Origin of the sequence: Pseudomonas sp. FP2300 (genome assembly GCF_030687595.1) — a bacterium.
Lineage (GTDB): Bacteria > Pseudomonadota > Gammaproteobacteria > Pseudomonadales > Pseudomonadaceae > Aquipseudomonas > Aquipseudomonas bijieensis.
This window is the reverse complement of record NZ_CP117440.1, coordinates 2987682-3000648: the sequence shown is the minus strand read 5'-3', so window position 1 is coordinate 3000648 and position 12967 is coordinate 2987682. Positions and strand designations below refer to the sequence as shown.

The window sequence follows — 12967 nt, the reverse complement described above, 5'->3', positions numbered from 1 at the left end:
GATGCTGGCTTATATCTTCCGGCGACTGCTGCTGATCATCCCGACGCTGTTCGGCATCCTGTTGATCAACTTCGTCATCATCCAGGCCGCGCCCGGCGGGCCGGTGGAACAGATGATCGCCAAGCTCGAAGGCTTCGAAGGCGCCACCAGCCGCATTGCCGGCGGCGGCGCCGAAGTTTCGGTGGCGGGTTCCTCCTATCGCGGCGCCCAAGGCCTGGACCCGGGACTGGTCAAGGAAATCGAGCGCATGTACGGCTTTGACAAGTCGGCGCCCGAACGCCTGTGGATCATGATCAAGAACTACGCCCACCTGGACTTCGGCGACAGTTTCTTCCGCGATGCCAAGGTCATCGACCTGATCAAGGAAAAGATGCCAGTGTCCATCTCCCTCGGGTTGTGGAGCACGCTGATCATGTACCTGGTGTCGATCCCACTGGGGATCGCCAAGGCTACGCGACACGGTAGCCATTTCGACGTGTGGACCAGCTCGGCAATCATCGTTGGCTACGCGATCCCATCGTTCCTGTTTGCCATCCTGCTGATCGTGGTGTTTGCCGGCGGCAGTTATTTCGACTGGTTCCCGTTGCGCGGGCTGACCTCCAACAACTTCGACGAATTGAGCATGGGCGGCAAGATCCTCGACTACTTCTGGCACCTGGCCCTGCCCGTGACCGCCCTGGTGATCGGTAACTTCGCCACCATGACCCTGCTGACCAAGAACAGCTTCCTCGACGAAATCAACAAGCAATACGTAGTCACCGCCAAGGCCAAGGGCCTGACTCGCCATCGGGTGCTCTACGGCCACGTCTTCCGCAACGCCATGCTGCTGGTGATTGCCGGCTTTCCTTCGGCGTTCATCGGGATCTTCTTTACCGGTTCGCTGCTGGTGGAAGTGATCTTCTCCCTCGACGGCCTGGGCCTGATGAGTTTCGAAGCGGCGATCAACCGCGACTACCCGGTGGTATTCGGCACCCTGTTCATCTTCACCCTGCTGGGGCTGGTGGTGAAACTGATCGGCGACTTGACCTACACCTTTGTCGATCCGCGCATCGACTTCGAAAGCCGGGAGCATTGAGATGAACCTGTCTCCTCTCAATCGCCGCCGTTTCGAACTGTTCAAGGCCAACAAGCGAGGCTGGTGGTCGCTGTGGCTGTTTTTGATCCTGTTCGGGCTGAGCCTGGGCGCCGAGTTGATCGCCAACGACAAGCCACTGGTGGTGCATTACGACGACGGCTGGTACTTCCCGGCCCTCAAGCGTTACCCGGAAACCACGTTCGGCGGCGAATTCCCCCTGGAAGCCAACTACAAGAGCCCGTATATCCGTGAACTGCTGGCCGCCAAGGACGCCTGGGTACTGTGGGCGCCGATTCCGTTCAGCTACCAGAGCATCAACTACGACCTGAAGGTCCCGGCCCCGGCACCACCCTCCTCCGTAAACTGGCTGGGCACCGACGACCAGGGGCGCGATGTCCTGGCCCGGGTCATCTATGGCTTCCGCATCTCGGTGCTGTTCGCCCTGACCCTGACACTGCTCAGCTCGATCATCGGCGTGATCGCCGGTGCCTTGCAGGGCTTCTATGGCGGCTGGGTCGACTTGGCCGGCCAGCGCTTCCTGGAGATCTGGTCCGGGCTGCCGGTGCTGTACCTGCTGATCATCCTGGCCAGTTTCGTCCAGCCGAATTTCTGGTGGCTGCTGGGCATCATGCTGTTGTTCTCGTGGATGAGCCTGGTGGACGTGGTCCGTGCCGAGTTCCTGCGCGGGCGCAACCTGGAGTACGTGCGCGCCGCGCGGGCGTTGGGCATGCAGAACGGCGCCATCATGTTCCGTCACATCCTGCCCAATGCCATGGTCTCGACCATGACCTTCATGCCGTTCATCCTCACCGGTGCCATTGGCACCCTCACCGCCCTGGATTTCCTCGGTTTCGGCCTGCCGCCGGGCGCGCCGTCCCTGGGCGAGCTGGTGGCCCAGGGCAAATCCAACCTCCAGGCGCCGTGGCTGGGCATCAGCGCGTTCGCCGTGCTGGCCCTGATGCTGAGCCTGCTGGTGTTCATCGGCGAGTCCGCTCGCGATGCCTTCGATCCGAGGAAGTGATATGAACCAGGACAATCTGATCGAAGTGCGCGACCTGGCGGTGGAGTTCATTGTCGGCGAACGCCGCCAGCGTGTGGTCGAGGGGGTCAGCTTCGATATCAAGCGCGGCGAAACCCTGGCCCTGGTGGGCGAAAGCGGCTCGGGCAAATCGGTCACCGCCCACTCGATCCTGCGTTTGCTGCCCTACCCGCTGGCCCATCACCCGACCGGGACCATCCAGTACGCCGGCCAGGATTTGCTGGGGCTGAAAGAAAAGACCATTCGCCACATCCGTGGTAATCGGATTGCGATGATCTTCCAGGAGCCGATGACCTCCCTCAATCCGCTGCACTCCATTGAAAAGCAGATCAATGAAGTGCTCGGCATCCACAAGGGTTTGAGCGGCAAGGTCGCGACCCGCCGGACTCTTGAGTTGCTGGAGCTGGTTGGCATTCCCGAACCGCACAAGCGCCTGAAGGCCCTGCCCCATGAATTGTCCGGTGGCCAGCGCCAGCGGGTGATGATCGCCATGGCCCTGGCCAACGAGCCGGAATTGCTGATCGCCGACGAGCCGACTACCGCCCTGGACGTCACCGTCCAGCTGAAAATCCTCCAATTGCTCAAGGAACTGCAGGCACGACTAGGCATGTCGCTGCTACTGATCAGCCACGATTTGAACCTGGTGCGCAGAATTGCCCATCGCGTATGTGTCATGCAGCGCGGTTGCATCGTCGAACAGGCGTCGTGCGAAGAGTTGTTCCGCGCGCCGCAGCATCCGTACACTCGGGAACTGCTAGGCGCCGAACCCAGCGGCACCCCGGCAACCAATGTGGTCGGCCAGCCGCTGTTGCAGGTCGAGGACTTGAAAGTCTGGTTCCCGATCAAGAAAGGTCTGTTCAAACGCACGGTAGACTACATCAAGGCCGTGGACGGGATCCGTTTCAGCCTGCCCCAGGGCCAGACCCTGGGCATCGTCGGCGAAAGCGGCTCCGGCAAGTCCACCCTGGGCCTGGCGATCTTGCGGTTGATCGGCAGCCAGGGCGGGATCCGCTTTGAAGGCAAACAGCTCGATAGCCTGACGCAGCAACAGGTCCGGCCGCTGCGGCGGGAGATGCAAGTGGTGTTTCAGGACCCGTTCGGTAGCCTGAGCCCACGGATGTGTGTAAGCCAGATCGTCGGCGAAGGCCTGCGGATCCACAAGATCGGCACCGCAGCCGAACAGGAACAAGCGATAATCGCGGCATTGAAGGAGGTAGGCCTGGATCCGGAGACCCGGAACCGCTACCCCCATGAATTTTCCGGAGGGCAGCGCCAGCGTATCGCTATTGCCCGGGCCCTGGTGCTCAAGCCGGCGTTGATTTTGCTGGATGAGCCGACGTCGGCCCTGGACCGTACCGTGCAACGCCAGGTGGTGGAGCTGTTACGGTCGCTGCAAACCAAGTACAACCTGACGTACCTGTTTATCAGCCATGACCTGGCTGTCGTCAAAGCGCTGAGCCACCAACTGATGGTGGTCAAGCATGGCCAAGTGGTCGAACAAGGTGATGCCCGCAGCATATTCGCCGCGCCGCAACACCCCTATACACAGCAGTTGCTGGAGGCCGCCTTCCTGGCCCCAACGACTGCCGAATAACCTGAAAGAGGAGCAACACATGGGTTTTCTCGCCGGTAAGCGCGTACTGATCGTCGGTGTCGCCAGCAAGCTGTCCATCGCATCCGGCATCGCCGCCGCCATGCATCGCGAGGGCGCTGAGCTTGCCTTCACTTATCAGAACGACAAACTGAAAGGTCGTGTCGAAGAGTTCGCGCAAGGCTGGGGTTCGAGCCCTGAGCTGTGCTTCCCGTGCGACGTGGCCAGCGATGAAGAAATCGCCAAGGTCTTCGAAGAACTGAGCAAGAAGTGGGACGGCCTGGACTGCATCGTGCACTCCGTGGGCTTCGCCCCGGGCGACCAACTGGACGGCGACTTCACCGAAGCCACCACCCGCGAAGGTTTCCGCATTGCCCACGACATCAGCGCCTACAGCTTCGTCGCCCTGGCCAAGGCCGGTCGCGAAATGATGAAGGGCCGCAACGGCAGCCTGCTGACCCTGTCGTACCTGGGCGCCGAGCGCACCATGCCGAACTACAACGTCATGGGCATGGCCAAGGCTTCCCTGGAAGCCGGCGTGCGTTACCTGGCCGGTTCCCTGGGCCCGGAAGGCACCCGCGTCAACGCCGTATCGGCCGGCCCGATCCGCACCCTCGCCGCTTCCGGCATCAAGAACTTCCGCAAGATGCTGGCCGCCAACGAAGCGCAAACCCCGCTGCGTCGCAACGTCACCATCGAAGAAGTCGGCAACGCCGGCGCCTTCCTGTGCTCGGACCTGGCATCGGGCATCAGCGGTGAAATCATGTACGTGGACGGCGGCTTCAACACCACCGCCATGGGCAACATCGAAGAGTAATCTTCACGCCGCAGCAAAAACGCCGCTTGCCCTGGAAAGGCCAAGCGGCGTTTTTTATGCCCACTACAAATCCCCTGTGGGAGCGAATGCGGTTCACTTAAGAAAAACAATGGACTTGTGGCGAGGGAGCTTGCTCCCGCTCGGCTGCGAAACAGTCGTGAACCGGCGGGTGCGGTGTGCCTGATGCTTCATATTCGGCAGGTTTTGGGGTCGCTTCGCGACCCAGCGGGAGCAAGCTCCCTCGCCACGGGTTTGTCGACGGCCTTAAGCGAACCGCATTCCCTGTGGGATCGGCGGTTGGCCAGTGCTAGCTGCGAAGAGCCTGTTTCTGCGCATACATCGCCGCATCGGCGTCAGCCAGCAGGTTGTCGATTGACCGATGGCGCTGGGCGTCGTACTCGATCTGACCGACGCTGAACCGAATGTCATAGCCACGCTGCAACATCGCATTGCGCTCATCGAGGATTTCCTTGAGCCGCGCCATGATTGCCGTGGTCTCGACATGGGACGAACCGGTGAGCAACGCCACGAACTCATCACCGCCCAGGCGACCGATCACATCACTTTCGCGAAAGGCGATACGCAGCACATCGGCGAAGGTTTTCAGCGCGCTGTCACCCTCGGCATGTCCATAACGGTCGTTGATCGGCTTGAAGTCGTTGAGGTCGAAGTACAGCAGCGTCGCCGGGCGCGACAAGCGATCACACACATTCAATGCATGCTGGGCCAACGTCCTGAAGCCGCGCCGATTGGACAGCAGCGTCAGTTCGTCCATGCTCGCCATCTGCACCGCGACCATTTCCTGCTCGGCCATGCGCGCCAGGTCGCGCAATAGTTCGCGTTCCTCATCATTGAGCTTGCGCGGCCGGGTGTCGAGCAGGCACAACGTGCCGAGCTTGCTGCCATCCTCCAGCTCGAGCGGATGCCCGGCGTAGAAACGAATGCCAGGCGCGTCCGTGACCAGTGGGTTGTCGTGGAAGCGCTCGTCCTGCTCCGCATCGCAGATCTCCAGGATCCGATCCTGCAGAATCGCATGCCCACAGAAGGAAATCTCCCGCGGGGTCTCACTAATGTCCAAGCCGGCGCTGGATTTGAACCACTGCCGGTTGGCGTCTATCAGTGACACCAGCGCGATAGGCACGTCAAACAGACGGCGGGCAAGGCGGGTCAGGCGGTCAAACCGTTCTTCCGGTGCGGTATCAAGCAGCTTGAGCGAGTGCAGACTCTTGAGGCGAGCGGCTTCGTCGTCCGGTTTGCGTGGCGCAAGCATCGGGAACTCCATTGGCGGGACTTCATGAAGTCTAGTCCAGGCCCCCTGCCGTTCAAATCGAACGGCTAAATCCAACGGGCATTTGTCGGCCAGGGCTAATACACTGCCACCCAGGTTCAAGACGAGGACGCCGACCGATGAAGCACGCCCCCCACGACGCCGCCCCTCGCTTCTGGCGCGACGCGGCCCTGCCCTTCATCGAAGCCCGGGCCATCGACGACGGGCGCAAGGTCTGCTATTCGCGCCATTCCCATGACCATTTTTCCATCGGCGCGATCACCGCCGGGCGCAGCACATACATTCACGAACAGTCGAATTTCCAGGTGGAGAGCGGCACGGTGGTGCTGATGAACCCCGGCGACGTCCATGCGTGCAATCCGATCGACGATCAGCCATGGTCCTACCTGATGCTGTACGTCGACACCCAGTGGCTTCGGGACCTGCAGCGTCGTATCGGCTTTGACGAAAACCTGGATTTCCAGGGCTTCACCACCACCCACAGTCGCGATGTGGAGCTGTTTGCCGCCTTGGGACGGCTGTATGAGCAATTGGTGGACGAGCAGCTCGACGCGACCAGCAAGCACGCCGCCGCCGAGGCGTTTTTCATTGACCTGCAACTACGGCTCAACCCTGCCGGCCGCCCAGACCGGGGCAGCCATCCCGGCCTGATGCGTGCGGCACAGTTTATCCACGACCACTGCAGCGAAGCCTTGAAACTCGAGGACATCTGCATTGCCGCGCAACTGTCGCCGTCTTACCTGAGCCGAGCCTTCAAGCGCCATTACGGGATGACGCCCCACGCCTTCCTGGTCAACCGCCGGATCCAGTTTGCCCGACGCCAGTTGCGTGAAGGCAAGCTGATCGCTGACGTGGCGCTGGACAGCGGGTTTGCCGACCAGGCGCATTTCCAGCGCGCCTTCAAGCAACACCTGGCGGCTACGCCCGGCCAGTATCGCGGCTGAATCACACTTGCGTTCGGCCCCACTCAAGGCAACAACAGATACACCGCACTGGCCACCAACAACACCGCCATCGCCCGGTTGAACAGACGCATGGTCGCCGGATTCCCCAGCCAGGTGCGCAGAAAACTCCCGGCGTAGGCCCAGCAACCCACCGAGACGTAGCAGATCACCAGGTAGATCGCCGCAAACTGCCACACCAGCCGCGCCTCGCCATCGGCCACGAATGCCCCCATCCCCGCCACGCAGGCCAGCCACGCCTTGGGGTTGAGCCATTGCATCAGCGCGCCATAGAACATCGAAGGCGCCCGCCCATCCTCTTCGTCGCCCAGGCGCCCGTTATCCATCGCCAGTTTCCAGGCCATGAACAATAGAAACCCCACGCCGCCCAGCTGCACCACCCGCGTGAGCCCAGGCCAGCGTTGCAGCACTTCATGCAACCCCAGCCCCATCAGTACCAGCAGCAAGACAAAGCCCAGGGTCGCACCGCCCACATGGCGCAAGGTGGCGCGAAACCCGTACCGCGCCCCGGAGCTGAGGGCCACGATGTTGACCGGTCCCGGCGTGATGGAGGCGACCAGGGCAAACGCCGCCATGGAAAATATCAGACTCATCGCATACCTTCTTTCATGTCTGTGAGGTGGCGATCAGGGTAAGTGGCCCGTTACGGCGGGTATTGAAGAAAACTGCCTAATGAGGAAAAAGCAAAACCCTCGCCCACAAAAAAGCCGCGACACCTCGATCAGGCATCGCGGCTTGTTCAGGCGATCAGCGATCGTTCTTGGTCGAAGAGCTGGTCGCGTTGGTCAGGCCCTTGGTGTTATGGGTACCCGGAGTAGCGGTGGAAATCGCCGAGGCCTTGGTCAGGCCGCGCGTATCACGGTCCTTGGCGATGCTCGAGGTCAGCGAAGCCTTGCTGGTACGGTCAGTTCGGGTGGTGCCGGTGTGCTTGCCGCTCAGGCCATGATCACGGGTACGAGTGCCGACGTGGTCGCTGGCCAAGCCTTTGCCAAGGCCGCTGGAGTCGCCGGACTTGTCGTGGCCCTGGCCACCACCGATACCGCCGCCAATGCCACCGCCGTGGCCACCGCCATTACCGCCGCCGTTTCCTCCACCATTACCGCCACCATTACCGCCACCATTACCGCCACCACCACCGTTACCACCGCCTGCGGCGTAGCTCGAACCGATAGGCGACAGGTCGGCAGGCAGCAAGGCCGAGGCACCCAGCGCCAAGGCACAGACAGCAACGGCAATGAGGGATTTCTTATGTTTGGACATGATGTCTCCGAAAGACAAAAACAACGGTTGAACCCTTAAGACTCAGAGGTTCAATTTTTGTTCGTGAGCATCCGACCAAGTGCGCGGGGAATTCACTGTCGATTTTTCGGTGGAGTCATGGCGGGCACGGTTCTATGCTCGGCCCATGAACCTACAAGACTCGCTGCTCCCGCCCCATGCCGAGATGGTCCGCGCCATGCTCGAACGCGACACCGCCTACGAGGGGGTGTTCTTCACCGCGGTCAAGACCACCGGCATTTTCTGTCGCCCCAGTTGCACGGCGCGCAAGCCGAAACCGGAGAACGTGGAGTTCTTCGCCCATGCCGATGAAGCCCTGTCGGCCGGCTACCGGGCCTGCCTGCGTTGCAAGCCACTGGACGCCGCGGCCATCGCGCCGGACTGGATCCAGGCCCTGCTCAAGGCTGTAGACGCCGAGCCAGACCTGCGCTGGACCGACGCCCTGCTGCTGGAGCAAGGCATTGAACCGCTGAAATTGCGCCGCTGGTTCAAGCAACATTTCGGCATGACCTTCCACGCCTACCTGCGCACCCGCCGCCTGGGCATTGCCCTGGGCGGCATCAAGGAAGGCACCTCCATCGACAATGCCGCGTTCGATTCCGGTTATGAGTCATTGAGCGGTTTTCGTGACGCCTTCGTGAAATCCTTTCATATCACACCGGGTCGCGCGGCCCTCAGCGAACCCTTGCTGTTCACCCGCCTGACCACACCGTTAGGCCCCATGCTGGCCATGGCCGAACGACGGGGCCTGGTGCTGCTGGAATTCCTCGACCGCCCGGCCCTGACCAAGGAGTTGGAAGAGCTGCAACAACGCTACGGCTACACCGTTGCGCCGGGCCACAACGCGCATTTGCAACAGATCGAAACCGAACTGGCCGAGTATTTCGCCGGCAAGCTCACGGCATTCAAGGTCCCGTTGCACATGCCCGGCAGCGCCTTCGCCGTGCGGGTCTGGGCTGAGCTGCAAAAAATCCCCTACGGCGAAACCCGCAGCTATGGCGGTATCGCCACGGCCCTGGGCAGCCCTGGCGCCAGCCGCGCCGTGGGCCTGGCCAATGGGCAGAATCGCCTGGCCATCGTCATTCCCTGTCACCGAGTGATCGGTGCCGATGGCTCGCTGACCGGCTATGGTGGCGGACAACCGCGCAAGGCATTTCTGCTGCGGCTGGAAAAAGCCGCGGTGCAGGTTTCACTGCCCCTGGCATTTTGAGCGCTCCGGAGTACGAACACCTGATGCCTGTGCCCTACCACGACGCCAGTGTCTTCCTGGCAGGCCTGGACAAAGACTGGCGACGCCATGTCGAAGCGATCGGCCCTTGCCTGCTGCTGCCCAAGCCAGCCCGCGAACCCTATGAAGCCCTGGTGCGGGCGATTGCCTACCAGCAGCTGCACGCCAAGGCCGGCGATGCGATTCTGGGGCGGTTGCTGGCGTTGTTCCCGGCGCAGACCTTCCCCAGGCCCGAGCAGATCCTGGCGACAGACACCGCACAGCTGCGCGCCTGTGGGTTTTCCGCCAGCAAGATCGCGACGATCCAGGGCATCGCCCAAGCGGCGCTGGACGGGGTGGTGCCGGATTACGCCACCGCACGGGCGATGGAAGACGAAGCGTTGATCGAGCGCCTGGTCAGCTTGCGCGGCGTCGGGCGCTGGACCGTGGAAATGCTACTGATCTACAGCCTGGAACGACCCGACATCCTGCCGGCCGATGACTTCGGCGTACGCGAAGGTTATCGCCGACTAAAAGGGTTGGAGCAACAGCCCAGCCGCAAGCAGATGGTTGAGATCGGGCGGGCGTGGAGCCCTTATCGGACGGTGGCGGCGTGGTATTTGTGGCGGGTGCCCAGGTAATGTTGGCTGTACCGACGCCTTCGCGAGCAAGCCCGCTCCCACACTGACCGAGAGCGGGCAGAACATTTGCGACCGACACAAACTCCCTGTGGGAGCGGGCTTGCTCGCGAAGGCGGTCGCATGGTCACTCTCAATTCAACGATCAAGACACCGACCGTCTAGGCTGTCCGGAGTCATTCCAATCCCCAATTGGAGGTTCCCATGCAGCTAGAAGGTTCCTGTCACTGCGGCGCGGTGTCGTTCACCCTCGACAGCGCTCATCCCTACCCCTACCAGCGCTGCTACTGCTCGATCTGTCGCAAGACCCAGGGTGGCGGCGGTTTTGCGATCAATCTGGGGGGCGATGCCCGAAGCCTGAAGGTGCGCGGGCGCAAGCACATCTCGATCTATCATGCGCGACTCAAGAACGAAGGCGATAAACGCGCCCACCGCAGCAGTGCCGAACGGCATTTCTGTGCCCTGTGCGGTTCGGGGCTCTGGCTATTCAGCCCTGAATGGCCGGAACTGGTTCACCCCTTTGCCTCAGCCATCGACACGCCATTGCCGGTGCCGCCGGAGCACACCCACCTGATGCTCGGCTCCAAGGCGCCATGGGTGGAAGTCGAGGCGCATCCTGGCGATCAGCGGTTCGAGGTCTACCCCAAGGAGTCGATTGCCCACTGGCATGAGCGCCTGGGACTGACCGGTTAAGAGGCAGAGCTGCAAACGGCCCTATCGCAAGCAGGCTCGCTCCCACATTTGATCTTCAGTGCTCACAAATAGTGTGTACACAGAAAATCCCCTGTGGGAGCGAGCCTGCTCGCGATGGCGTCAGCCCAGGTAACCCAGCACTACAAAGTCGGCACACCACTGTGGAACCGAAACTCCACATCCGGTGACTCGATCAACTCCCGCTCGGCGTCGCGGACCTTGTCGATCACTTGGGCAATGTCCTTGGCGTCGCCATACTGGTAAGCCAGTTTCAGATAACCCTGGAAATGCCGGGCTTCACTTTTCAGCAAGCCGAAATAGAACTTGCCCAGTTCCTCGTCCAGGTGCGGCACCAAGGCCTCGAAACGCTCGCAGCTACGGGCCTCGATGAAAGCGCCAACCACCAGGGTGTCCACCAGCTTGACCGGTTCGTGGCTGCGTACCACCTTGCGCAGCCCCGAGGCGTAACGCCCGGCGGAGAGCTGGCGCAAGCCAATCTTGCGCTTTTTCATCAGGCGCATGACCTGCTCGTGGTGCACCAGCTCTTCCCGGGCCAGGCGCGACATCAGGTTGATCAGGTCGACATGGGAGTGGTACTTGGCGATCAGGCTCAGGGCGGTACTGGCGGCCTTGAACTCGCAGTTCTTGTGGTCGATCAGCAACGTTTCCTGGTCGGCCAGCGCGGCCTGGACCCAGGCATCGGGGGTGCGGCAGCCGAGGAATTCGTGAATTTCGGGAAGATTCATGGGGCTCACGGGAAAAGGTAGTCGAGCGAAGGGCGCCGATTATACCGGCCTGCCCCCAGACCACCAGCCACCGCCGTTGATATGCGTCAAGTCGACGACTCACCCAGAGCAACTAGACTGTTCAACAATAACTACAGTTGAGCAACGCCAGCCTTTTCATTGCAGGAGAACGCCGATCATGCAAGCCATTCGCAGCATCCTGGTGGTCATTGAGCCCGAACATTCGGAAAGCCTGGCGCTCAAGCGCGCCAAACTGATCGCCGGAGTGACCCAGGCCCACCTGCACCTGCTGGTGTGTGACAAAAAGCATGACCATGCCGGCATGCTTAGCGTGCTGAAGGCCGCGCTATTGGCGGACGGCTACAGTGTCACCACCGAACAGGCCTGGAACGAAAGTCTCTACGAAACCATCATCGACGTGCAGCAGGCCGAAGGTTGCGGGCTGGTGATCAAGCAGCACTTCCCCGACAGCCCGCTGAAAAAAGCCCTGCTGACCCCGGCAGACTGGAAGCTGCTGCGCCACTGCCCGACCCCGGTGCTACTGGTGAAAACCGCCGGTTCCTGGAAAGACAAGGTGATACTGGCGGCCGTCGATGTCGGCAATGCCGATGGCGAGCACCGCCATTTGCATAACACCATCATCGATCACGGCTATGACATTGCCCTGCTGGCCAAGGCGCACCTGCATGTGATCAGTGCCCACCCGACTCCGATGCTTTCGTCCGCCGACCCGACGTTCCAACTCAAGGAAACCATCGAGGCCAAGTACCGCGCACAATGCCGCGCGTTCCAGGCTGAGTTCGACATCGACGACCAGCATTTGCACATCGAAGAAGGCCCGGCGGACGTCTTGATTCCCTACATGGCGCGCAAGCTGCAGGCGGCGGTGACGGTGATCGGCACCGTGGCCCGCTCAGGGTTGTCCGGGGTCCTGATTGGCAATACCGCCGAGGCCGTACTCGATACGCTGGAAAGCGATGTGCTGGTGCTCAAGCCCCAGGAAGTCGAGGATCATCTGGTGGAGTTGGCGACCAAGGATTGAGGTTTTTGTGTCCTCAAGATCGCCATCGCGAGCAAGCTCGCTCCCACACTGGCCCCAGGAAACCCACAAATCCCCTGTGGGAGCGAGCTTGCTCGCGATGCCTTTAAAGCTCAGCCGCCGATCGCATCCTTCAGGAACCCCGGCGCGATATAACGCTGGTAATGGGCTTCGGACAGGAGGAAGAATTCCCGATCAATGGCATCGCGCAGGTCCGGCAGTTCCCAGTCGCGGAACTCCGGCATCAGCACCATGCCATAGGCCTCCAGGTTGTTGATCACCCGCGCGCCCCGGGCGATCAACTGATAGGCCCAGCAATACTCCGACTGATGCGGCACGAAGCGGATCTTGCGCGATTCCAGTTGCTGGCGCAGCAATCCTGGGTCGAAAACCTCCAACTTGGCCACCATCACCTGCACCAGCAGTTGCTCCAGGCGCATCCACACCGCGCGTTTCTCCTCCTCGTTGTAGCCGTTCCAGTGAATCACTTCATGGTGGAACCGCTTGCAGCCACGGCACACCAGGTCACCGTAGACAGTGGAGCAAAGGCCGACGCAGGGGGTCTTGATGAGCTGGTTGGGCATAAGGAAAAGC

14 protein-coding genes are annotated in these 12967 nt (G+C 61.5%); 9 read left to right on the top strand and 5 right to left on the bottom strand.

Going from position 1 to position 12967, the window contains the following annotated elements:
- The first annotated feature begins 1 nt into the window (after nucleotide 1).
- Genes PSH86_RS13455 through fabI form a run of 4 tightly spaced genes read left to right on the top strand, consistent with a single transcriptional unit; the run spans nucleotide 2 to nucleotide 4522 of the window.
- Entirely contained in the window at nucleotides 2-1075 is a 1074-nt protein-coding gene (locus tag PSH86_RS13455; RefSeq protein WP_092198160.1) for a microcin C ABC transporter permease YejB, read from the top strand.
- A 1-nt stretch (nucleotide 1076) separates the two neighbouring features.
- Entirely contained in the window at nucleotides 1077-2096 is a 1020-nt protein-coding gene (locus tag PSH86_RS13450) for an ABC transporter permease (protein WP_109756031.1), read from the top strand.
- A gap of 1 nt (nucleotide 2097) precedes the next feature.
- Entirely contained in the window at nucleotides 2098-3708 is a 1611-nt protein-coding gene (locus tag PSH86_RS13445; protein ID WP_109756030.1) for an ABC transporter ATP-binding protein, read from the top strand.
- Nucleotides 3709-3727: 19 nt separating this feature from the next.
- On the top strand, nucleotides 3728-4522 hold the full coding sequence (gene fabI / locus PSH86_RS13440) for an enoyl-ACP reductase FabI (protein WP_053153864.1): 795 nt from the start codon (nucleotides 3728-3730) through the stop codon (nucleotides 4520-4522).
- Between the two features lie 307 nt (nucleotides 4523-4829).
- On the opposite strand, the gene PSH86_RS13435 is transcribed toward fabI, so the two are convergent.
- On the bottom strand, nucleotides 4830-5792 hold the full coding sequence (locus PSH86_RS13435; protein WP_305490239.1) for a diguanylate cyclase: 963 nt from the start codon (nucleotides 5790-5792) through the stop codon (nucleotides 4830-4832).
- A 137-nt stretch (nucleotides 5793-5929) separates the two neighbouring features.
- On the opposite strand from PSH86_RS13435, the gene PSH86_RS13430 reads away from it, so the two are divergent.
- Nucleotides 5930-6754, top strand: a complete 825-nt coding sequence (locus PSH86_RS13430; RefSeq protein WP_305490238.1) for an AraC family transcriptional regulator — start codon at nucleotides 5930-5932, stop codon at nucleotides 6752-6754.
- Nucleotides 6755-6777: 23 nt separating this feature from the next.
- Here PSH86_RS13430 and PSH86_RS13425 read toward each other — a convergent pair whose 3' ends face one another.
- Nucleotides 6778-7365, bottom strand: coding sequence for a LysE family translocator (locus PSH86_RS13425; protein ID WP_305490237.1), 588 nt, complete (start codon nucleotides 7363-7365; stop codon nucleotides 6778-6780).
- A gap of 154 nt (nucleotides 7366-7519) precedes the next feature.
- On the bottom strand, nucleotides 7520-8032 hold the full coding sequence (locus PSH86_RS13420) for a hypothetical protein (protein ID WP_305490236.1): 513 nt from the start codon (nucleotides 8030-8032) through the stop codon (nucleotides 7520-7522).
- 145 nt (nucleotides 8033-8177) lie between these two features.
- Here PSH86_RS13420 and PSH86_RS13415 point away from each other — a divergent pair, with 145 nt between their 5' ends.
- From PSH86_RS13415 to PSH86_RS13405, 3 genes are all read left to right on the top strand, one after another.
- Nucleotides 8178-9260: a bifunctional transcriptional activator/DNA repair enzyme AdaA gene (locus PSH86_RS13415; RefSeq protein WP_305490235.1), complete on the top strand. Its 1083-nt coding sequence runs from the start codon at nucleotides 8178-8180 to the stop codon at nucleotides 9258-9260.
- A 23-nt stretch (nucleotides 9261-9283) separates the two neighbouring features.
- Nucleotides 9284-9898 carry a DNA-3-methyladenine glycosylase gene (locus PSH86_RS13410; RefSeq protein ID WP_109756022.1) on the top strand — a complete coding sequence of 205 codons (615 nt, stop codon included), beginning with the start codon at nucleotides 9284-9286 and terminating at the stop codon, nucleotides 9896-9898.
- Between the two features lie 201 nt (nucleotides 9899-10099).
- Nucleotides 10100-10588: a GFA family protein gene (locus tag PSH86_RS13405; protein ID WP_305490234.1), complete on the top strand. Its 489-nt coding sequence runs from the start codon at nucleotides 10100-10102 to the stop codon at nucleotides 10586-10588.
- Between the two features lie 140 nt (nucleotides 10589-10728).
- Here the strand turns inward: PSH86_RS13405 and PSH86_RS13400 are convergent, their stop codons facing one another.
- The gene (locus tag PSH86_RS13400; protein ID WP_109756020.1) at nucleotides 10729-11334 is read right to left on the bottom strand and encodes a tRNA-(ms[2]io[6]A)-hydroxylase; all 606 of its coding nucleotides are present in this window, start codon (nucleotides 11332-11334) and stop codon (nucleotides 10729-10731) included.
- Nucleotides 11335-11512: 178 nt separating this feature from the next.
- On the opposite strand from PSH86_RS13400, the gene PSH86_RS13395 reads away from it, so the two are divergent.
- The gene (locus tag PSH86_RS13395) at nucleotides 11513-12376 is read left to right on the top strand and encodes a universal stress protein (RefSeq protein WP_305490233.1); all 864 of its coding nucleotides are present in this window, start codon (nucleotides 11513-11515) and stop codon (nucleotides 12374-12376) included.
- Between the two features lie 110 nt (nucleotides 12377-12486).
- Here the strand turns inward: PSH86_RS13395 and PSH86_RS13390 are convergent, their stop codons facing one another.
- A complete protein-coding gene (locus PSH86_RS13390; protein ID WP_109756018.1) occupies nucleotides 12487-12957 on the bottom strand; it encodes a DUF1289 domain-containing protein in 471 nt (156 codons plus the stop codon).
- Nucleotides 12958-12967 lie beyond the last annotated feature (10 nt).

Bases quoted from the DNA above. Each gene is read 5' to 3' on its own strand.
- PSH86_RS13455 (WP_092198160.1), top strand. From the start codon at position 2: ATGCTGGCTTATATCTTCCGGCGACTGCTGCTGATCATCCCGACGCTG.
- PSH86_RS13450 (WP_109756031.1), top strand. From the start codon at position 1,077: ATGAACCTGTCTCCTCTCAATCGCCGCCGTTTCGAACTGTTCAAGGCC.
- PSH86_RS13445 (WP_109756030.1), top strand. From the start codon at position 2,098: ATGAACCAGGACAATCTGATCGAAGTGCGCGACCTGGCGGTGGAGTTC.
- fabI (WP_053153864.1), top strand. From the start codon at position 3,728: ATGGGTTTTCTCGCCGGTAAGCGCGTACTGATCGTCGGTGTCGCCAGC.
- PSH86_RS13435 (WP_305490239.1), bottom strand. From the start codon at position 5,792: ATGCTTGCGCCACGCAAACCGGACGACGAAGCCGCTCGCCTCAAGAGT.
- PSH86_RS13430 (WP_305490238.1), top strand. From the start codon at position 5,930: ATGAAGCACGCCCCCCACGACGCCGCCCCTCGCTTCTGGCGCGACGCG.
- PSH86_RS13425 (WP_305490237.1), bottom strand. From the start codon at position 7,365: ATGAGTCTGATATTTTCCATGGCGGCGTTTGCCCTGGTCGCCTCCATC.
- PSH86_RS13420 (WP_305490236.1), bottom strand. From the start codon at position 8,032: ATGTCCAAACATAAGAAATCCCTCATTGCCGTTGCTGTCTGTGCCTTG.
- PSH86_RS13415 (WP_305490235.1), top strand. From the start codon at position 8,178: ATGAACCTACAAGACTCGCTGCTCCCGCCCCATGCCGAGATGGTCCGC.
- PSH86_RS13410 (WP_109756022.1), top strand. From the start codon at position 9,284: ATGCCTGTGCCCTACCACGACGCCAGTGTCTTCCTGGCAGGCCTGGAC.
- PSH86_RS13405 (WP_305490234.1), top strand. From the start codon at position 10,100: ATGCAGCTAGAAGGTTCCTGTCACTGCGGCGCGGTGTCGTTCACCCTC.
- PSH86_RS13400 (WP_109756020.1), bottom strand. From the start codon at position 11,334: ATGAATCTTCCCGAAATTCACGAATTCCTCGGCTGCCGCACCCCCGAT.
- PSH86_RS13395 (WP_305490233.1), top strand. From the start codon at position 11,513: ATGCAAGCCATTCGCAGCATCCTGGTGGTCATTGAGCCCGAACATTCG.
- PSH86_RS13390 (WP_109756018.1), bottom strand. From the start codon at position 12,957: ATGCCCAACCAGCTCATCAAGACCCCCTGCGTCGGCCTTTGCTCCACT.